A 20,346-nucleotide genomic window follows, 5' to 3' on the forward strand; every position below is an offset into this window, starting at 1 on the left:
CGATGGCGACCGCCGCAGCCTCCGTGACCCCGCGCCGGCGGCTGCTGCCGCCGTGGATGACGTCCTACGAGCGCTCGTGGCTGCGCCCCGACGTGATCGCCGGGCTCGTGATCTGGTCGGTCGTCACGCCCCAGGCGGTCGCCTACGCGCAGATCGCCGGGCTGCCGCCGCAGGCCGGCCTGATGGCCGCGCCCGGCGCGATGGCGGCCTACGCGCTGTTCGGGACGTCGCGCCAGCTCGTCGTCTCGGCGACGACGGCGACCAGCGCGCTGTCGGCCGCGACCGTCGGGCCGCTGGCCCACGGCGACGTCGCCGCGTTCGCCGCGCTCAGCGCGATGCTGGCGATCGTCGTCGGCGTCGTGCTCGTCGCGGGCGGCGCGCTCAGGCTCGGCGCGGTCGCCGACCTCGTGTCCAAGCCCGTGATGACCGGCTTCCTGTTCGGCCTCGGGTTGACCATCATCATCTCGCAGCTCACGTCGCTGCTGGGCATCCCGGGCGGCGACGGGAACTTCTTCCCGCGGCTGCGTGACCTCGTCGACCACCTCGGCGACGTCCACACGACCACGCTCGCGGTCGGCGCCGGGTCGCTCGCGGTGCTCGTGGTCGGCAGGCGCGTCGCGCCGAAGGTCCCGGCGACGCTGGTCCTGCTCGCGCTGGCGATCGCGCTCAGCGCGCTGCTGCACCTCGACGACCACGGGGTCGACGTCGTCGGCGACATCCCCAACGCGCTGCCGGACCCGGCGGTCCCGAGCGTCTCCGCCCACGACATCACCGCGCTGATCGCGCCCGCGCTCGGCGTCCTGGTGCTGAGCGCCGAGGCGGTCGGCGTCGCGCGCCAGCTGGCGATGAAGCACGACTACCAGGTCGACGCCAACCGCGACCTGATGGCGATGGGCGCGGGCAACGTGGTCGCGGGCTTCTGCAGCGGGTTCGTCCAGTCCGGCGGCGCGTCGCAGACCGCGGCGGCCGACGGCGCCGGCGGCCGCAGCCAGTTCGCGACCGTCGTCTGCGCCGGCCTGCTGCTGCTGACGGGCGCGTTCCTGGCGCCGCTGTTCGAGCACCTGCCGCAGGCGACGCTGGCGGCGATCGTGATCGTCGCGGTGTCGAGCTTCCTCGACGTCGCCGAGCTGCGGCGGATCGCGGGGATCCGCCGCAGCGCGATCGTGTTCGCGCTGCTGGGGCTGACCGGCGTGCTCGTGCTCGGCGTCCTGCAGGGGCTCGTGGTCACCGCGGGCCTGTCGCTGGTGTACGTGATCCAGCGGCTCGCGCGGCCGTCGGTCGGCGTGCTCGGGCGCCACGTGCAGTCCGGGGCGTGGGGGCGGGTCGACCGCATCCAAGGCCTACAGGTCGATCCGAAGGTCCTGGTCATGCGCAGCGACGGGCCGCTGCTGTACCCCAACGCCGACGCGGTCCGCGCGGCCGTGTACGACGCGGCGATCGCCGCCGACCCGCGCCCGGAGGTCGTGGTCGTCGGCCTCGCGACGTCGACGACGCTCGACGTCCAGAGCGCCGACGCGCTGAGCGACCTCGCGCGGCAGCTCGCCCGCGAGGGCATCGCCCTGCGCCTCGCCGAGGTGCGCCGCCCGGCGGCCGCGGTCCTCGAACGCGCCGGGACCGCCGCGCTGGCGCCGCTGTTCCAGACGCTCGACGCGGCGGTTCACCCGCCCGAGGTGACGAGCGATCACCCCGCGCCCTAGCAGGGTCAGGGCATGCCCAAGAAGCCCTTCAACGGCCGGATCGAGCTGGACGTCCGCGACTCGGTCGCGGACTGGAGCGCGTTCACCGCCGACGCCGCGCCCGAGGGTGCCCCGAACGTGCTGGTCGTGCTCTACGACGACACCGGCCAGGCCGCGTGGTCGCCCTACGGCGGGCGGATCGAGATGCCGACCCTGCAGAGGCTGGCCGACGACGGCCTGACGTACTCGCAGTGGCACACGACGGCGCTCTGCTCCCCGACGCGCTCGACGTTCCTGACCGGTCGCAACCACCACTCCAACGGCTTCGCGTCGATCTCGGAGTCCTCGACCGGCTTCCCGGGCTACAGCTCGCACATCCCGCCGGAGAACGGCACGATCGCCCACGTCCTGCGCGACGCGGGCTACAGCACGTTCTGGGTCGGCAAGAACCACAACGTGCCGGTCGACGCGTGGACGCAGGGCTCGTCGAAGAAGGAGTGGCCGCTGGGCATGGGCTACGACCGCTTCTACGGGTTCATCGGGGGCGAGACCAACAACTGGTATCCCGACCTCGCCGAGGACAACCACTACATCGACGCGCCGTACACGCCCGAGGAGGGCTACCACCTCTCCAGGGACCTCGCCGATCAGGCGCTGCGGATGATCCGCGACTCCAAGCAGTCCGAGCCCGACAAGCCCTGGTACCTGTGGTTCTGCCCGGGCGCCAACCACGCGCCCCATCACGCCCCGCAGGAGTACATCGACAGGTACAAGGGCAAGTTCGACGACGGCTACGAGGCCTACCGCGAGTGGGTCCTGCCGCGGATGATCGAGCGCGGGATCCTGCCCGAGGGCACCGAGCTGACGCCGATCAACCCGATGCCCGAGGGCACGTTCGGCCCGGGCGACGCCGTCCGTCCGTGGGACGAGCTCGACGACGACGAGAAGGCGCTCTTCTGCCGCATGGCCGAGGTCTACGCGGGCTTCAGCGAATACACCGACGCCCAGGTCGGGCGGATCGTCGAGTACCTGGAGGAGTCCGGGCAGCTGGACAACACCATCATCTTCTACTGCGCCGACAACGGCGCCTCGGGCGAGGGCTCGCCGAACGGCTCCGTCAACGAGGGCAAGTACTTCAACGGCTATCCGGACAAGGTCGAGGACAACCTGCCGCTGATGGACAAGCTCGGCGGCCCGGACGGCTACAACCACTACCCGACCGGCTGGGCGGTGGGGTTCTCGACGCCCTACAAGATGTTCAAGCGCTACACCTACCAGGGCGGGATCTGCGACCCCCTGGTGATCCACTGGCCGAAGGGGATCGCGGCGCGCGGCGAGGTCCGCGAGCAGTACCACCACTCGACCGACATCTACCCGACGATCCTCGAGGCGTGCAGGATCGCGATGCCCGAGGAGGTCAACGGGCACGCGCAGTCGCCCCTGGACGGCGTCTCGATGGGCTACTCCTTCGACGCGGCCGGCGCGCCGACGCAGAAGGAGACCCAGTACTACGAGATGTTCGGCCAGCGCGGCCTGTGGCACAAGGGCTGGAAGGCCGTCACCGAGCACGGCCCGATCTCCGGCATGAGCAACTTCGGCGACGACAGGTGGCAGCTCTTCCACACCGACGAGGACCGCGCCGAGGCCGTCGACCTCGCCGAGCAGCACCCGGACAAGCTCAGGGAGCTGGTCGACCTGTGGTTCGCCGAGGCCAAGGCCAACAACGTGCTGCCGCTCAACGACATGATGGTCGTCGGCAAGGACCTCGAGAAGTTCCTGGCGATGGAGTTCAAGATCCCGGTCCCGCCCAGCGGCAAGTACACGTACTACCCGGGGACGACCGAGGTCCCGGAGCGCTCGGCGGCCAACACGCACGGCGTGTCCTACAAGGTGCTCGCCGAGGTCGAGCTGACGGGCGACAGCGAGGGCGTGATCTTCGCCCACGGCTCGCGCTTCGGCGGCCACGCGCTGTACGTCAAGGACCACAGGCTGCACTACGCCTACAACTTCCTCGGCATCCCGCCCGAGCAGCACGTCGTCGGCGACCTCCCGTCCGACGGCGCCCACGTGCTCGGCGTCGAGTTCACCAAGGCGCGCACGGGCGAGCACCACGAGTCCTACGGCCCGCTGAGGCTGCACGTCGACGACAGGGTCGTCGCGGAGGAGGAGATCCGGACGATGACCGGCCACTTCTCGCTCTGCGGCGAGGGGCTGTGCATCGGCTACGACGGCGGCGACGCGGTCACGAGCGACTACGCGGGAACGCACTTCGCGTTCAGGGGTGGGGAGATCGCGAAGGTCGTCTTCGACATCGGCGAGGACCTCTACGTGGACGTCGAAGCGCACTACGCGGCGGCGGTGGCGCGCGACTAGAGACACCGACGTTCTCCAGAACGTCGGAGGATCGACGGTTGCCGAGCGCCTCCGTTCGGTATCTACTGGGGAACCGATGAACGGGTCAACACGTGTCCTCGAGGAGGATCCCGACCTTGGTCAGGGTCTGGATCCGGACCAGTTCGCGCTCGCCGAGCGCGAGCTGGTCGTCGCGACCTTCGACGTCCCGCGTGGGCGCTGGGACGCGCTGAGGGCCTGGGAGTCCGCGCATGCGGAGCTCGGGCTGCTGATCCTCGACGGCGTGCTGGCGCGCGACGTGCGGGTCGGCAAGCGCGCATCGCTGGAGATCCTCGGCCCGGGCGACCTGCTGCGCGCCTGGCCGACCGACCGCCACGCGGCGCCGCTGTCGCCGGACCTGCGCTTCGAGGCGCTGGAGCCGGTCCGGCTGGCCGTCCTCGACGCGACGTTCGCCCAGAAGGCCGCGCGCTGGCCGCCGGTGCTGGGCGAGGTGACCGGCCGCGTGATGGGGCGGGCGACGAGCGCGTCGCTGCGGCTGCTGATCAACCAGGTGGTCCGGATCGACGACCGCGTGCTGCTGTCGCTGTGGGGCCTGGCCGAGCGCTTCGGGCGCGTGACGCCCGACGGCGTCCTGGTCCCGGTGCCGATCAACCACACCATGATGGCCCGCTTCGTGGGCGCCCAGCGGCCGACGGTCAGCCAGGCGGTCGGCGAGCTGGTGCGGCGTGGCGACGTAGTGCGGCTCGACGACGGCGGGTGGTTGTTGAAGGGGTCGTTCCCGACGCATCTGCTGGACGGCGCGGGGAGCGAGTAGCTACGCGCCCAGACCGCGTGAAGTCTCGGTAAACGGGGCTGCGCGCCGCTCAGCCGAGGTCGTCCGTGGCCCAGTTGGTGGTCAACTGGTAGATGATGATGATGTCGAGCGCGATGACCAGCAGCGCCCACAGCGGGAACGCGCTGATCGTCCCGAACTGCACCAGCACGTTGATCATGCAGAAGACGAGGGCCGCGAAGCGCGCCCAGCCCTTCATCATGAACAGCCCGATGCTGGTGGCGGCCATCAGGACGCCGATGACCATCTGGACCCAGCCCCAGGCCGTGAAGTCCCAGACCGTGACGCCGGTGCCGCCGCCGACGGTGACGACCTCGTCGTTGAGGACCGCGGCCAGGCCGTAGAGGAAGCCGAAGACGCCGTTGAGGAACAGGATGACGCCGGCGAACGCCTGCCAGCCGTTGACGCCGACGTCGTCGTAGCGCCGCGATGAGGAGGTAGCCATGGTGCGGATCGTCCGGCGCGCGGGGGTGAGGGCGGATCCCCCGCGGCGGGTGAAGCCCCGGGCCCGCCGCCGTCTACTCAGCCGCCGGCGGGCCCGCGTTCGAGCGCGTGTGTGTGGGCGCGCTGCTCCTCCTCCTGAAACCCCGGGGCGCCTGTGGTGCGGCGTGTTCGCAGGGCGGGACCGGGGCAAGGTAGAGCCTGGCGCGCCGTCGCACATCGTCCGGAAGGACGATCTCTCTCATCCCTTCGGCGGGTCTGCGCGCGGTCGGGGGGTGAGTGCGGACGCGCCAACTGACGCGAGGACCAGGAGCCAATCGCCGATGGGCACCGTGATGAGCCCCACGCAGCCTCCGGTGAAGGTGCTGGTCGTCGACGACGTCCCGGCGTCCCGTGGGCTGGCCGCGATCTGGCTGTCGGACGGGCTGCGCGGCGGCGTCGAGGTGCAAGAGGCGGCGTCGCTGGGCGAGATGCGGTCCGCGCTGGCCGAGCACCGCCCGGACGTCGTGCTGCTCGATCAGCGCCTGCCCGACGGCGAGGGCCTGGACGGCGCGCGGTCGCTGCTGGCCGCCGATCCCGACGCGGCCGTGATCCTGCTGACCGGCATGTCCGACCCGGCCCTGGATGAAGAGGCCGAGCGCGCGGGCGTCACCGACTTCCTGGTCAAGCACGAGATCGACGGGCCGATGCTGGCCCGCGCCGTGCGCTACGCGCTGCGCCGGCGCGAGGACCGCATGCGCCTGCGCCGCTCCGAGGAGCGCAACCGCAACCTGATCGCCGCGCTGCCCGACGCCGCGGTGCTGGTCGTCGACGAGGAGCTGCAGTTTGTCGTCGCCGCCGGCGAGGCGCTGTCGCGCGCGGGGTGGGAGGCCGGCGAGCTCGTCGGCCGCGACGCCGCCGCGCTGCTGGAGAGCGCGGGGCAGGGCGTCGTGCTCGACCACTACCGCGCCGCGCTGGCCGGCGAGGACCGCGACCACGAGCACGTCGGCGGCGGCGGCCGGACGTTCCGGACGCAGTTCCGGCCGGTCGGCGGCGAGGCGATGGCCGTCACCTTCGACATCACCGAGCAGCTGGCCGCCGCGGTCGAGCTGCAGCGCGCGCAGGCGCTGGCCAAGACCGGGTCCTGGCGCTGGGAGGCGGCGACCGACGAGCTGGTGTGGTCGCCCGAGCTGTGCCGGCTGTACGGGCTGGACCCGTCGCAGCCGCTGCTGGGGTTCGGCGAGTGGTTGGAGACGCTGGTCGCTCCGGAGGACCGCGCGACGGTGGTGGGCATCACGCGCGCCGCGCGCGACGGCGAGGCGGCGGACTTCGAGATGGCGATCCTGCGCCGGACCGACGGGGCGCGGCGGGTGCTGCACTCGCGCGTCCGGCCGGTGCTCGGCGCCGACGGCAGGCTGATCCGGATCGAGGGCATCTCGCAGGACGTGACCGACCTGCGCGAGGCCCAGGACGCGCTGCGCGAGGGCGAGGAGCAGCTGCGGCTGGTGCTCGGGAACCTCCCGCGAGTTGTTGTAGCGGTGTATGACAACGAGCTGTCGTGCCGGCTGATCGAGGGCGGCACGCTGCCGGCCGAGGCGTACGGCGTCCTGGACGCCGCGTTGTCGATGGCGTTGGGCGGCGAGGAGTCGACGCTGAACGTGACCGCCGCGGGCGGCGGTCCGGACGGGGCCGCGCGCGAGCTGGAGCTGACGGTCGCGCCGCACCTCGGGCTGCAGGGGCAGATCGCGGGGGCGCTGGTCGTCGCGCGGGACGTCACCGAGCAGCGCGCCGCCGAGCGGCGCTTCGAGGTCGCGTTCGACCGCGCGCCGTTCGGGATGTTCCTGGCGACGCTGGACGGGCGCTTCCTGCGCGTCAACGACGCGCTGTGCGAGCTGTCGGGCTTCGGCGCCGACGAGCTGCTGGCGTTCGGGCCGCTGGAGATCGTGCACGAGGACGACCGGGCGCTGGTCGTCGCGACGCTGGCGGCGGTCGGCGACGGCGACGTCCGGACCGAGCACCGGCTCGTCGGTCCTGACGGCCACGAGGCGTGGGTGCTCGCGCAGGCGACGCTGGTCCGGGACGCGGCGGGCACGCCGCTGCACGTGCTCGGGCAGATGCAGGACGTGACCGAGCGGCGGGAGTACGAGGCGCGGCTGCGCCACCTCGCCGACCACGACACGCTGACCGGGCTGCTGAACCGGCGTGCGTTCGAGGAGTCCTTGGAGGCGCACGTGGCGCGGGTGCGGCGCTACGGCGCGGCGGGCGCGCTGCTGCTGCTGGACCTCGACGGGTTCAAGGACGTCAACGACACGCTGGGCCATCACGCGGGCGACGCGCTGCTGGTGCGGGTGGCGGGCGCCTTGGGCGACCGGCTGCGGGAGACCGACGTGCTCGCCCGGCTGGGCGGCGACGAGTTCGCGGTGCTGCTGCCGATGGAGTGCTGCGAGGCCGCCGAGCTGGTGGGGCGGGCGCTGGTCGACGTGGTCCGGGGGCTGGACGCGGGCGTGACGGCGTCGGTGGGCGTGGCGGTCGTGGAGTCCGGCGCCTCCGGCGAGCTGAGCGCCGAGGGGCTGATGATCGACGCCGACCGCGCGATGTACGCGGCGAAGGACGCGGGGCGCGATGGCGTCCGGGTCCACGGGCCGCATGCGGACAGCCTGACGTGACCTTGGGGCCGCGCGGGCAGTTGAGGGGACATGGTCCGCTCTGCGCGCAGGTTCTTCTCGCTGGTGTTGGTGCTTGTCGGTGTCGTGGCTCCGGCGGGCGCGGCGCGCGCTGACGTCGCGGTCGGGACGGTCGCCAAGGGCACCGGGATCTCCGCGGACGCGGGGTGGGCGGCGTGGCGGCGCGACGACGGGCTGCTGCTGGCGCGCGCCGGGAACGGCGGGCCGCAGGTCACGGCGCTGAGGCCGCCGTCGTCGGCGCCGTTCGACGTCGGGACGCGCCGCGGTGGCGGCGGCGCGCAGGTGGCGTGGGCGGAGTCGTGCTCGACGCGGACCCACCACTGCGCGGTGCGCTCGGCGCTCCTGCGCGGGTCGCGGACCGGGCTGGCGCGCGTGGTCGCGCACATCCCGTACGGCGGTGGCGGGTCGCCGGCGGTGGCGGTCGACGGGTCGCGGTTGGCCTACACCTTGCGGTCCGGCAGGTGCGACGTGCCGTACGTCCGGACGCTGCCGAGCGCGTCGGCCCGGCGGCTGGACCGCGGGCACTGCGCGAAGATCACGCAGCTCGACGTGGCGTCGGGGTACGTGGCGGTGCTGGCTTCGCCGCCGGTGACGTCTGGCAGCGGCGCGACCGAGGCGCGCGTGATCCGGTGGAGCGGCGGCCCGTCGCGGACGCTGCAGCGCGAGGCGCAGGGGGAGGAGAGCAACTACATCGGGTCGGTCGCGCTCGATGGCGCCCACCTGTTCACGGCGCGCGGCGGGATCCGGCAGGCGAACGTGTTCAACCGCTACAGCTTGAGCGGGAGGGGCGCGAGCAGCGAGGCGCGCGCGTTCGTCAGGCTCGAGGGCGGCTTCGCGCGCGACCGCGGGATCACGTACTACAACCAGATCAACGCCTATGAGAGCGCGGGCGGTTGCCCGTGCGTCGTGGTGGCGGGCGGCGACCCGTGGGCCGCGACGGGGTCGCGGCTGTTGATCCCGCAGCTCACGCTCGACGTCTCGCCGCAGCCGGTGTACGTCGACAGCGACCCGAGCGCGGTCGCGACGCTCACCCGCCAGGCGGTCACCCGGACCGCGCAGGTCGGCACGCCGGTGCCGGTCCCCGGCGTGCGCGTGCGGCTGCTGGACGCGGTCGAGGAGGACGTGACGTCGTCCACGACGCCGACGGACAGCGGCGTCAGCGGGACCACCGACGCCGGCGGCGTCGTGGCGCTGCGGATCCCCGCCCCGGTCGCTGCGGCGCGGCTCATCAGCGCGGTCGCCGACACCAGCGGCGGCACGGTCCCGATCCCCAACGACCGCACGATCCTCGTCCGTTCCTTCGTCCACATGACCGCGAGCGCGACGCGGTTGGCCGACGGCCGCCTCCAGGTCACCGGGTCGATCACGCCCGCGCAGCCCGGCCGCAAGGTCCGCCTGGACCGCAAGCTCGAGCGCATCTGCAACAGCACCGTCGGCCTGTCCGGCTCGCTCCTGTCGCCCGCCCAGACCGGCGTGCCCAGCGGCTGCTTCGACCGCTACACCGAGGATCCCGTGAGCACCGCCGCGGTCAGCCCCGACGGCAGCACCTACACCTTGACCGCACCCGCCTCAGCGCCGGCCGGCACCTACGCGGTGTCGCTCGACTCGCCGCAGGGCAGGATCGTCTACCCGGGGCAGACGACCGCCTTCCCCGCGCCCTAGGGGTACACGCGCGCGCACGGAGGGTCACGGGGTCCGACATTCGCCCCACCGATGGTCCAGGTCTCAGAGCGCTGTGGCAATGCAGGCGGTACGGTGCCGCGCCATGCGTCGACTCCTCCTGATCGCTGCAGCAGCCTCGGCCCTCGCCCTGCCGACGGCAGCCGCAACCGCGACACCCACACCGCCGTCACCCATCGCCCACATCGCCTGCACCCAGGCCCGCATCGCCGGCGAATCCAAGTGCATCGCCCGCGGCCAGTTCTGCAGGCACAACGCCCGCGCCATGAAGGACTACGCCAAGTACGGCCTCCACTGCACCAGGCGCGACGCCAACGGCCGCTGGCACCTGACGTAGGGCGCCGCCGCTGACGCAACGCAACATCGATATGTTGCAGGCGTGGCGGCCGTCGGTAGGAGTGAGATCGTGCTGCATGGACATCCTGTGACTTACCGGAGGGTCGGTGAGGGGGAGGTTGTCCTGCTGGTGCATGGGATCACGTCGAGCAGCAGGACGTGGCGGGATGTCATGCCGGGGTTGGGTGGGTCGTATGAGGTGATCGCGCCGGATCTGCTGGGGCATGGCACGTCGGCCAAGCCGCGGGGGGACTACTCGCTCGGCGCTTACGCGTCGGGCCTGCGGGACCTGATGGTGGCGCTCGACATCCCGAAGGCGACCGTCGTCGGGCACTCGCTGGGCGGTGGTGTTGCGATGCAGTTCGCCTACCAGTTCCCGGAACGGCTGAACCGGCTGATCCTCGTGGACTCGGGCGGGCTCGGCGGTGAGGTCGCGCTGGCGCTGCGCGCCGCGACCCTGCCGGGCAGCGACTACGTGCTGCCGCTGCTGTTCTCGTCGCCGGTCCGGGGTGCGGGCGCGCTCGCGGGCGGGGTCCTGGGCAAGTTGGGGTTGAAGGCCAACGCGGATGTCCGCGGCCTCGTCGAGGGCTTCGAGTCGCTCGGTGACGCCAGCGCGCGGCGCGCGTTCCTGCACACCGCGCGCGCGGTGATCGACCCGGCCGGCCAGCGCGTCGACGCCCGCGACCGGCTCTACCTCGCGTCGTCGATCCCGACGCTCCTGGTCTGGGGCAGCAGGGACCGGATCATCCCGCTCGCCCACGGCCGCGGCGCCCACGAGCAGATGCCCGGCAGCCGCTTCGAGGTCTTCGAGGGCGCCGGGCACTTCCCGTTCAACGACGACCCCGAGCGCTTCGTCGCCCTCCTCGACGACTTCATCTCGACGACCACGCCGGCGCACGTCGACGACGCGGCCGTCCGCCGCCTGATGGACCAGCACAACAACGACGCATGAGCCTGAACGACTACAAGCACACGCTGACGATCCCGACGCGCTGGTACGACAACGACGTCTACGGCCACGTCAACAACGTCCAGTACTACGCGTTCTTCGACACCATCATCAACGAGTACCTCATCAACACGGGCGGCCTGGACATCCTCAACGGCGACGCGATCGGCCTCTGCGCCGAGTCGCAGTGCAAGTTCACCGCCGCGCTCGTGTTCCCGGAAGCGGTCAGCGCGGGCCTGCGCGTCGGCCACCTGGGCAAGTCCTCCGTCAAGTACGAGATCGGCCTCTACGGCGCGGACCAGACGCCCGCCGCCACCGGCTGGTTCGTGCACGTCTTCGTGGACCGCGCGTCGCGCCGCCCGGTCCCGATCCCCGATCCGATCCGCGGCGCGCTGGAGGCGATCGCCGTATGACTCGCGTAGAACGCTCGCTACGGTTCACCACATGAAGGTCCGGGGCGCGGTGCTGCGCGAGATGGGGCGGCCGAAGCCGTACGCCGACTCGGCGCCGCTGGAGATCGTCGAGCTCGAGCTGGCGCCGCCCGGACCGGGCGAGCTGCTCGTCAAGGTCGGCGCCGCCGGCCTGTGTCACTCCGACCTCTCGGTGATCGACGGCTCGCGCCCGCGCGTGATGCCGATGGTCCTCGGCCACGAGGCGGCCGGCGAGGTCGTCGCGAGCGGCGGCGACACGCCCGGCTTCGCCACCGGCGACCACGTCGTCCTGAGCTTCGTCCCCACCTGCGGCGACTGCGGCCCCTGCCGCGCCGGGCGCGCCGCGCTCTGCGAGCCAGGCGCTGCCGCCAACGCGGCCGGCACGCTGCTCGGCGGCGGCCGCCGCTGGGACGCGCCGTTCCACCATCACCTGGGCGTCTCCGCCTTCGCCGACCACGTCGTGGTCTCCGCGGCGTCCGCGGTCAAGGTCGACGCCGACCTGCCCTACGAGATCGCCGCGCTGTTCGGCTGCGCGGTCCTGACCGGCGTCGGCGCCGCGGTCAACTCCGCGCAGGTGCAACCGGACGACCGCGTGGTCGTCTTCGGCCTCGGCGGCGTCGGCCTCGCCGCGCTGCTCGGCGCCAGGATGGCGGGCGCCTCCGAGGTCATCGCGGTCGACGTCGTCCAGGACAAGCTCGACCACGCCGCGCGCCTCGGCGCCACCCCGATCCACGCGAACGACAGCGCGGTCGAGGCGATCCGCGAGGCGACCGGCGGCGGGGGCGAAAAGGTCATCGAGACCGTCGGCAACGCCCGCGTCCTGGCCCAGGCCTACGAGGCGACCCGCCGCGGCGGCACGACCGTCACCGTCGGCCTCCCGCACCCCGAGCAGCGCCTCGACATCCAGGCCGTCAGCCTCGTCACCGAGGAGCGCACGCTGAAGGGCAGCTACCTCGGCTCGTGCGTCCCCAAGCGCGACATCCCGCACTTCGTGCAGGCCTACAAGAACGGCGAGCTGCCGGTCGACGAGCTGCTCACGCACCGCATCGCCCTCGACGACATCAACGAGGGCTTCGACCGCCTCGCCGCCGGCGCCGCCGTGCGTCAGGCCGTGATCATGTAGGCGTTGACGGCCTCCAGCGCCGCCACCGCCTCAGGGGTGAACTGCGCGCCGACGAGCTCCCGGCACTCCGCCAGCGCGTCGTCGGCCGAGCGCTCGGCGGAGTACGGCCGCGCCGAGACCATCACGTCGAACGCGTCGGCCGCGGCGAGCAGCGCCGCGCCCTCGCTCAGCTCCGAAGCCACCAGCCCGCGCGGGTAGCCGCGCCCGTCCGGCCGCTCGTGGTGGCCGAGGATCCACTCGACCTGCTCGGGCGACAGGATCTCCTCCACCATCCGCGCGCTCAGCTCGGCGTGCGTCTTGATGACCGCGTACTCCTCGTCGGTCAGCCGCGACGGCTTCAGCAGGATCGCGTCCGGGATCCCGATCTTCCCGACGTCATGGACGAGCGCCGCCTCGTGCAGCAGCGCCACGCGGTCGGTGCTCCAGCCGCGCGCCTCCGCCAGCCGCGCGGCGAGCGTCGCGACGCGCTCGGAGTGCTCGTGCGTCGAGGGATCGCGCGCGTCGATCGCCCGCGCCAGCGCGCGGATCCCCGCCAGCGCCTGCGAGCGCTGCAGCACGCCGATCCGCTCGACCGCGCTCAGCTCCTGGATCGTCGCGGGGTCGTAGACCGAGACGCGGTTGCGCCCGTGCTCCTTGGACCAGTACAGCGCGCCGTCGGCGAAGCGCGTGATCCGCTCGGCGTCGTCGGCGTGGACGATGTCGCAGACGCCGACCGAGATCGTCACCCGCGCCCCGCCCGCGTGATCGGTGCGCTCGACCGCGCGGCGCGCGCGCTCCAGCGCCTGCTGGGCGGTCTCGGCGCTGGACTGCGGGAGCAGGACGGCGAACTCGTCGCCGCCGACGCGGGCCAGGACGTCCTCGGCCCGGAGGTGCTCGCGCAGCGTCGCGGCGACCGTGCGCAGGACCTCGTCGCCGATCGCGTGGCCGCCCGCGTCGTTGACGGCCTTGAAGTTGTCGACGTCGACGAGCGCCACCGCGACGCCGCCGGCGTGGCGGGCCGCGCGCGCCAGCTCCGCGCGCAGGCGTTCCTGGAACGCGCGGTGGTTGGCGAGGCCGGTCAGCGGGTCGGTGGTCGCGTCGGCCTCGAGGCGCGCGACCTCCTCGGTGTTGGCGACCGCCATCCCGATCAGCTCGGCGAACTCGGCGAGGTGGTGCTCGGTGTCGTCGGGGAACGCGGCGATCCTGCGGCCCGTGACGACGACCGCGCCCCAGAGCCTGCCGCGCACGTGGATCGGCGTGCCCGCGAGCGAGACGAAGCCGGTCTCGCGCAGCGTCGGCGCCTCGTGCGAGGCGCGCGTGTCGGCGTCGATCCGGACCGAGCGGCCCTCGCTGCGGATCTTGGCGGTCGGCGTCCCGGCCTGGATCGGGAAGCGCGCGCCGGGCGCGACGCGCGGGCCGTCGCCGTCCTGCCAGGTGCCGACCGCGGTGAGCATGTCGTCGGGGTCGAAGCGCAGGATCCCGCCGCCCTGGGCGCCGAGCAGCTTGGCGGCCTGCTCGGCGGCGAGCGAGCAGACGACGTCGGTCGCGGCGCCGGAGGCGACCGCGGTCGCGATCGAGCGCAGCGCGTGGTGCTCCTCCGAGAGCTTGGCGGCGTCGTCGTACATCCGGACGAGCAGCTCGCGGCCGAGCATCAGCAGGCCGCCGACGACGACGAAGATCGGGAGCGCCATCGCCAGCTCGCCGAGCGCGGCGGGGACGCCGCGGTCGCCGACGACGGGCAGCGCCCAGGACGCCGCGCAGGCGACGATCAGCGCGAGCGCGGGGCGCGGCTGGATGAAGCAGCCGGCGTAGACGAGCGCGAAGAAGATGTAGAGCCGCGCGGGCGAGTCGGTCCCGCCGGTCACGAGCGTGATCGCGGCGATCACGACGACCGCGGCCGCGGCGGCGGCGGGCAGGACCCAGCCGGGCGCGCGGCGCCAGTCGATGACGAAGATCGCGCAGAGGCCCCACGCGACCGCGCCGAGCGTCCACAGCGCCGGCCACGGCCACAGCGGCGTGTCGACCTGCGGGAAGAACGGGAGCACGAACGTCGCGACGGCGGCGATCAGCCACAGCCCGCCGCCGATCTGGCCCGCCAGCGGCCGCTCCGCGTCCGGCGACGAGCGGAGATGCGCGGCGAGGCGATCGACCTGGCGGCCCATGTCTCCCGTGTGATCGGTGTCACACGGGGGTGCTTGAGGTTCTTGGAGGAACTAGGCGCTGCGGCGGTCGATCTCGAACCACACGTGGGTGCTGCCCTCGCGGACGCCCCAGCGCTGGGTCAGCGACTCGACCATGTGCAGGCCCCAGCCGCCGGGCTCGGTCTTCGGCCGGGCGCGGGCGACGGGGACGAAGCCGGAGCCCTGGTCGACGACCTCGACGTGGACGTGGTCCGGCGCCTCGGAGGTCAGGATCAGCGTGACCTCGCCGTCGCTGCCGTACTTGACCGCGTTGGTGATCAGCTCGGAGACGAGCAGCTTGACGTCCGGGACCACGTCGGCCGCGAGGCTGTCGAAGCGCTCCACGGCGCGCCGGGCGGCGGCGGGTGCGGTGCGATCGCGGGCGATGTCGACGGTCAGCTGCTGGGGCACGGGCGGGGACAGGGCTCGGAGCCTGGCGTGTGTTGTTCCTCATCGGCCGCGGATCAAACGTCTACATGGCCTGCACAAGCTGCTGCAGGCGGGCGGCGTTGCGGGGCGCGAAGCCCTCCCAGTCGTTGTTGAAGTACGCGAAGACGCTGGTTCCGGCGCGCCGCCACGATCCGATCCGCTCGGCCCACTCGGCGATCTCGGTCTCCGAGTAGTTGCCGCGGCGCCCGCGGCTGCCGTGGTGGAAGCGCACGAGCGTGAAGTCGGCGGTGATCGCGTCGAGCGGCTGGAACGCGTGGACCTCGGGGCGGTCGCCGATGACGAGCGCGACGCCGTGCTGCCGTAGGAGCTCCAGCGTGGGCGCGCCGGCCTCGAACCAGGACGGGTGTCGGAACTCGAACGCGTGGTGCTGGCCGGGCGGGAGCTGGTCCAGCGCGGCGCTCAGGCGCTCGTCGTCGCGCCTGAAGTTCGGCGGCAGCTGCCACAGGATCGGGCCGCCCTTCGTGGACTCGGTCAGCGGCTCCAGGCGCTCCCAGAGCTTGTCGACGCCCGGGCCCATGTCGGTCAGGCGCTTCATGTGGGTCAGGTAGCGCGAGGCCTTGACCGTGAACAGGAACCCGTCGGGCGTCTGCTCGACCCACCGCGCGACCGCGTCGCGCCTGGGCAGGCGGTAGAAGGTGGTGTTGATCTCGACCGTGTCGAACGCCGTCGCGTAGTGCTCCAGCCAGAGCCGCTGCGGGCACCTCGGTGGGTAGAAGTCGCCGGCCCAGGAGCGGTAGTTCCAGCCGGAGCAGCCGATGCGGATCGATGCCATCTGGTCCGGGACGTACCCTCCGGCGCCGTGACGGTCTGCCTCGATCTGCCCGGTCCCTCGCGACGCATCCGCGTCGAGCCGTTGCGCCTGCCCGCGCCGGCCCGCCGCGAGGAGCCTGCGCGCGAGGCCGCACCGGCGGAGCGTGAGCCGGACCGCGACGCGCCCGCGGCACCGGACCGCGAGCCGGTCCCCGCGTGAACGACGAGGCGCCTGACCTCGTCGAGGCCGTCGTCGGCTACCGCGCGTGGCACATCGAGGACGATGGGCAGCTGAGGCCGTGGACGTTCACCGCGCTGCCGTGGCAGCCGGGCGTCAACACGGCGGTCTGCGCGCGCGATGTCCGCCATGCGCCGCCGGTCGGCGACTGCATGTGCGGGCTCTACGCGCTGACCGATCCGGCGGACCGGCGGCTGGACTTCCGCGCCGACCAGGCCGTGGGCGCGATCGCGGCGTGGGGTGAGCTGGAGGTGCACCGGACCGGCTTCCGTGCCGAGCACGCGTGCGTGACCGCGCTCGCGCTGCCGGACCGCGCGGGCTACGAGCAACGCGAGGCGCTCGCGCGCGCCGCGGAGCGCTACGGCGTCCCGCTGGTCGCGGCGGATCGCCTGAGCGACGAGGCGCTGCGCCACGGCGCGGCGCTGCCCGACGACTTCGTGGCGCCCGCGCCCGCGTGGCCGCGGCGCCGGGGCCAACCGGCCGGCGCGCCGATCGCCACGCGGATCCCCGCGGTCGACCCGGCCGCGTTCGGGACCGCCGCCCGCGGCATCGCGCTCGACGCGCACCTGTGGGTCGAGACCGCGCTGGGCGCGGTCGTCGTCGGCGTCACGCGCGCGCTCGCGGGCGGCCTGGTCGCCGAGCCGGCGCTGACGCTCCCGCAGCCGGGCGCGTCGCTGGAGGCCGGCGACCTCGTCGCGACGCTGCGCTCGCCGTCCGGGACGTTCGGCGTCTGGGCGCCGGTCGGCGGCTCGGTCCTGGCCGTCAACCCGCGGCTGGCGGCCGATCCGGGCCTGCTCGCGCGCGACCCCGAGGGCGCCGGCTGGCTGCTGCGGCTCGCGCCGCGCGCCTGGGACGCCGAGGCGTCAGCCGTGACCTGGGGCGCCGTCGCCGACCGCCACTACGCCGCGGTCCTGGAGCGCGACGCGGCCCGCGGCGACGCGTTCGCCGACGTCCGCCTGGAGCGCCTGCGCGCGCTGCCGCCGGTGCGCAACGCCGCCGACGTGCTCGCGCACCTGCGCGCCGAGCGCGAGGTGCCGCGCTTCGCCGACGCCGAGGCGGTCCGGCTGGAGCTGGGCGGCCGGCTCCGGGACGCGCTGGCCGGCGACCCGGAGCTGCGCGCGCGGCTGGGCGGCGTCGACCAAGTTGTACGCTTTGCTCTGAGCGGGCCGGACGCGCTGGTCGGGCTCGACCTCACCGGCGGCGGCGCGCGCCTGCTCGGCGACGACGCGGCCCGCGCCGCGGAGCCCGGGATCGAGCTGTCCTGCAGCGCCGAGGACGCCTACCGCTGGTTCATCGGCAAGCTCGACCCGGCCAGCGCGCTGCGCTGCGGCGACCTGGTCTCGACCGAGCCGCTCGGCCCGACGCTGCGCGTCCTGGCGGTGCTCAAGCACCTGCGCATCGACGCGTGGGACGTGCTGCCGAGCTGGGCGCGGTAGCTACGCCGCGATCGCCGTGCTCGGCGGCGCGGCCTGCTGCTGCTGGGCCGCGCTCCAGGCCGGCAGCAGCTCCTCGAGCGCGGCGAACGCCTCGGCGTCCAGCGCGGTGCCCGCGTCGCGGCGCATGATGCCCAGGACCTCGTCCGGGCCCAGCGCCTCGCGGTAGGGGCGGTCGGAGGACAGCGCCTCGGCGACGTCGGCGACCGCGAGGATCCGCGCGGGACGGTCGAGGTGCTCGCCGCGCAGGCCGCGGTAGTAGCCGGAGCCGTCCAGGCGTTCGTGGTGGGCGGCGGCGATGTGCGCGAGCTCCAGGAACGCGGGGATCCGCTGGAGGATCTGCAGCGACCACTCCGGATGGCGTCGCATCGCCGACCACTCGGCGTTCGTGAGCTTGCCGGGCTTGTCGAGGATCGCCGACGACACGCCGAGCTTGCCGACGTCGTGCAGCAGGCCCGCGCGGTGCAGGGCGCGCGCGTCGTCCGCGCCGAGACCCATCGTCCTGGCCAGGCCCGCGGCGATGCTCGCGACGCCGTCGCTGTGGCGCGCGGTGAACGGCGACTTGGCGTCGATCACGGTCGCGAAGCCCCTGGCGACGCGGTCGATCCGCTCGTCGTCGGCCAGGACGACGTGGTGCTCGGGCTCGACGGCGCCGACGTAGGGCTCGATCAGCGTGCCCCAGAACGCGCGCTCGTCCTCGAAGCTCGTCAGGACATCGACGAGCGCCGGGTCGAACCACGTGCCGCGGCGCTGGCGGGCGATCGCGCAGGCGGCGCTCGCGCCGCCGCCGTCGGCCCAGAAGACCGCGGCGCACTGCGCCAGCGCCAGCACGCGCGCAAGCACGGAGATGTCCTCACCGGCGAGGCCGGTGGGCGCGCCGCGCCCGTCCCAGCGCTCGTCGATGTGGAGGATCGCGACCGCCGCGTCCTCCTCCAGCCCGACGGCACGGGCGACGGCGGCGCCGCGGTCGCAGCGCAGCTCGACGATCCCGCGCGAGCCCTCGCGGCCGACGCTCAGGATCCGGGCGATCGCGCGGGCGCGCCGCCACGGCGAGCGGCCGAGGGCGACGGTCCGGACGAGGTGGGCGAGCGCGTCGGGCGTGTCGGCGAAGTCGACGCGACGGCGGTGGGACTTCGCGATCGTGTCGTCGCCGTCGTAGAGGTGGGCGACGCGCGCGGCGGTCGAGGAGCAGCCGGCGTCCTTGAGCAGGGCGGCGTAGAAGAGGGTGGAGCGCGCGTCGGCGTCCAGTCCGGCGCGCGCTGCGATCTCCATCGCGATCAGGCACGTGCGTTCGGCGTGCCCGCGCGGCTGGCCGCCCGTGATGTCCAGGGCGTGCGACAGCGCCCCAACGACATCGGACAGCCTGATCTCCACTCACCGATGATCGGCGCTCCGCGCCGCCGGTCCCATCACTCGATCGGGGGAGAACGGGCGTTAAGCGGCCAACGGTGGCGCGCTCGCGGTCACCGTCTCGCTCAGCCATCCGTCCAGGACGGCGGGCAGGCGGGCGACGACGCCGGCGTCGAGGGCGTGCGGCGCGTCGCCTTCGATGATGTCCAGGACGCGCTCCAGCGGCAGCGGCGCGCGGTACGGGCGGTCGGCGGTGAGCGCCTCGGCGATGTCGGCGACGGCGAGGATCCGGGCTTCGATCGTCAGGTCGCGCGCGGTCAGGCCGCGGCCGTAGCCGGAGCCGTCGAGCTTCTCGTGGTGGTTGGCGGCGACCTCGGCGAGGCCCGCGAAGGCGGGGATGCGCTGGAGGATCTCCAGCGTCCAGGTGGGGTGGCGGCGGACCGCGGCCCACTCGTCGGCGTCGAGCTTGCCGGGCTTGTCGAGGATCCGGTTGGAGACGCCGAGCTTGCCGATGTCGTGCAGGAGCCCGGCGCGGCGCAGCTCGCGCTGGTCGGCGGCGTCGAAGCCGAGCGCGGCGGCGAGGCGCACCGCGATCTCCGCGACGCCCTCGGAGTGGCGGGCGGTGTAGGGCGTCTTGGCGTCGACGATCCCGGCGAAGGCGAACGCGATCCGGTCCAGACCGGCGCCGTCGGTGTGCAGCAGGCGGTCGGAGGGCTCCAGCGTCGCGACGCGCGGCTGGTCGAGCGTGGCCCAGAAGGCGAGGTCGGACTCGGCCGCGGTGAGCGCGTCGACGAGCGCCGGGTCGAACCAGGTGCCGCGGCGCTCGCGCGCGACGCCGCACGCCGCGGCCGCGCCGCCGCCGTCCTGCCAGAAGACCTCGACGGTCTGGGCGAGGCAGAGGATCCGGCCGCAGAGGCTGATGGCCTCGCCCTCCAGCGCGTGCGGGTAGCCACGGCCGTCCCAGTGCTCGTCGAGGTCGCGGATCGCCTGCTCGGCGTCGACGGAGAGGCCGACGTGGCGTGCGACCATCGCGCCGCGCTCGCAGCGCAGCTCGGTGAGGGCCCGCGACCCGCTGGACCCGTGCTGGACGAGGCGCCTGAGGCCCTTCGCCTTGGCGATCGGCCCCTCGCCGGGGGCCGTGGCGCGGACGAGGTGGCGGATCGACTGGCCCGGCTGCAGGTGGTCGGTGACCTTGCGGTCGCGCTTGACGTCCGCGTCGTCGGCGCCGTAGAGGTGCGCGACCTTGGCGGCGTTCGAGGAGCAGCCCGCGTCCTTCAGGAGCGCAGCGTGGAAGAGCGATGAGCGAGTCTGAGCGTCGAGGCCGATCTGCTGCGCGACGCGCATCGCGATCAGGCACGTCCGCTCGGCATGCCCACGCGGCTGCCCCTCGGTGATGTCGAGCGCGTGCGAGAGCGCCGCAAGCACCTCTGAGAGCCGGACGTCCATGTCCCCAGAGGTGGTCGGCGCGCCGGGCCGCCGTGCC

General features: G+C 73.6%; 17 protein-coding genes. 11 read left to right on the plus strand and 6 right to left on the minus strand.

Annotated features, from left to right (window positions below; all coding sequences use genetic code 11):
* The first annotated feature begins 2 nt into the window (after positions 1–2).
* From H030_RS0117130 to H030_RS37345, 3 genes are all read left to right on the plus strand, one after another.
* Entirely contained in the window at positions 3–1,697 is a 1,695-nt protein-coding gene (locus H030_RS0117130) for a SulP family inorganic anion transporter (protein WP_027007014.1), read from the plus strand.
* A 12-nt stretch (positions 1,698–1,709) separates the two neighbouring features.
* Positions 1,710–4,049, plus strand: coding sequence for an arylsulfatase (locus H030_RS0117135; RefSeq protein ID WP_027007015.1), 2,340 nt, complete (start codon positions 1,710–1,712; stop codon positions 4,047–4,049).
* Positions 4,050–4,125: 76 nt separating this feature from the next.
* On the plus strand, positions 4,126–4,842 hold the full coding sequence (locus H030_RS37345) for a Crp/Fnr family transcriptional regulator (protein WP_027007016.1): 717 nt from the start codon (positions 4,126–4,128) through the stop codon (positions 4,840–4,842).
* A gap of 49 nt (positions 4,843–4,891) precedes the next feature.
* On the opposite strand, the gene H030_RS32980 is transcribed toward H030_RS37345, so the two are convergent.
* On the minus strand, positions 4,892–5,305 hold the full coding sequence (locus H030_RS32980) for a DUF7144 family membrane protein (RefSeq protein WP_035127876.1): 414 nt from the start codon (positions 5,303–5,305) through the stop codon (positions 4,892–4,894).
* A gap of 331 nt (positions 5,306–5,636) precedes the next feature.
* On the opposite strand from H030_RS32980, the gene H030_RS37350 reads away from it, so the two are divergent.
* The 6 genes from H030_RS37350 to H030_RS0117175 all read left to right on the plus strand — a co-directional run bounded on the left by H030_RS37350 (position 5,637) and on the right by H030_RS0117175 (position 12,483).
* Positions 5,637–7,946, plus strand: coding sequence for a PAS domain S-box protein (locus H030_RS37350; RefSeq protein WP_196809169.1), 2,310 nt, complete (start codon positions 5,637–5,639; stop codon positions 7,944–7,946).
* Between the two features lie 30 nt (positions 7,947–7,976).
* Positions 7,977–9,626 carry a hypothetical protein gene (locus tag H030_RS0117155; protein ID WP_027007017.1) on the plus strand — a complete coding sequence of 550 codons (1,650 nt, stop codon included), beginning with the start codon at positions 7,977–7,979 and terminating at the stop codon, positions 9,624–9,626.
* 103 nt (positions 9,627–9,729) lie between these two features.
* Complete coding sequence (locus H030_RS0117160) at positions 9,730–9,981, plus strand: hypothetical protein (RefSeq protein WP_155892112.1); 252 nt, start codon at positions 9,730–9,732, stop codon at positions 9,979–9,981.
* A gap of 129 nt (positions 9,982–10,110) precedes the next feature.
* Positions 10,111–10,932, plus strand: coding sequence for an alpha/beta fold hydrolase (locus H030_RS0117165; protein WP_231398465.1), 822 nt, complete (start codon positions 10,111–10,113; stop codon positions 10,930–10,932).
* A complete protein-coding gene (locus H030_RS0117170; protein WP_027007020.1) occupies positions 10,929–11,342 on the plus strand; it encodes an acyl-CoA thioesterase in 414 nt (137 codons plus the stop codon). The genes H030_RS0117165 and H030_RS0117170 overlap by 4 nt, the downstream gene beginning before the upstream one ends.
* Positions 11,343–11,373: 31 nt before the next feature.
* Positions 11,374–12,483 (plus strand): zinc-binding dehydrogenase, encoded by a 1,110-nt coding sequence (locus H030_RS0117175; protein ID WP_027007021.1) that lies wholly within the window; start codon positions 11,374–11,376, stop codon positions 12,481–12,483.
* Here H030_RS0117175 and H030_RS37355 read toward each other — a convergent pair.
* The 3 genes from H030_RS37355 to H030_RS0117190 all read right to left on the minus strand — a co-directional run bounded on the left by H030_RS37355 (position 12,465) and on the right by H030_RS0117190 (position 15,864).
* On the minus strand, positions 12,465–14,624 hold the full coding sequence (locus H030_RS37355; RefSeq protein ID WP_051222976.1) for a diguanylate cyclase: 2,160 nt from the start codon (positions 14,622–14,624) through the stop codon (positions 12,465–12,467). The genes H030_RS0117175 and H030_RS37355 overlap by 19 nt on opposite strands.
* Positions 14,625–14,675: 51 nt before the next feature.
* On the minus strand, positions 14,676–15,053 hold the full coding sequence (locus H030_RS32995) for an ATP-binding protein (RefSeq protein ID WP_051222978.1): 378 nt from the start codon (positions 15,051–15,053) through the stop codon (positions 14,676–14,678).
* 61 nt (positions 15,054–15,114) lie between these two features.
* Positions 15,115–15,864 carry a DUF72 domain-containing protein gene (locus tag H030_RS0117190; RefSeq protein ID WP_027007022.1) on the minus strand — a complete coding sequence of 250 codons (750 nt, stop codon included), beginning with the start codon at positions 15,862–15,864 and terminating at the stop codon, positions 15,115–15,117.
* Between the two features lie 27 nt (positions 15,865–15,891).
* On the opposite strand from H030_RS0117190, the gene H030_RS39175 reads away from it, so the two are divergent.
* Together H030_RS39175 and H030_RS37360 are read left to right on the plus strand one after the other, a co-directional pair.
* On the plus strand, positions 15,892–16,062 hold the full coding sequence (locus H030_RS39175) for a hypothetical protein (RefSeq protein ID WP_155892113.1): 171 nt from the start codon (positions 15,892–15,894) through the stop codon (positions 16,060–16,062).
* On the plus strand, positions 16,059–17,516 hold the full coding sequence (locus H030_RS37360; protein WP_051222980.1) for an SCP2 sterol-binding domain-containing protein: 1,458 nt from the start codon (positions 16,059–16,061) through the stop codon (positions 17,514–17,516). The genes H030_RS39175 and H030_RS37360 overlap by 4 nt, the downstream gene beginning before the upstream one ends.
* Here the strand turns inward: H030_RS37360 and H030_RS0117205 are convergent, their stop codons facing one another.
* Positions 17,517–18,887, minus strand: coding sequence for an HD-GYP domain-containing protein (locus H030_RS0117205; RefSeq protein ID WP_027007023.1), 1,371 nt, complete (start codon positions 18,885–18,887; stop codon positions 17,517–17,519).
* Between the two features lie 60 nt (positions 18,888–18,947).
* The gene (locus H030_RS0117210; RefSeq protein WP_027007024.1) at positions 18,948–20,309 is read right to left on the minus strand and encodes an HD-GYP domain-containing protein; all 1,362 of its coding nucleotides are present in this window, start codon (positions 20,307–20,309) and stop codon (positions 18,948–18,950) included.
* Positions 20,310–20,346: the final 37 nt, after the last annotated feature.

Origin of the sequence: Conexibacter woesei Iso977N (assembly GCF_000424625.1) — a bacterium.
Lineage (GTDB): Bacteria > Actinomycetota > Thermoleophilia > Solirubrobacterales > Solirubrobacteraceae > Baekduia > Baekduia woesei_A.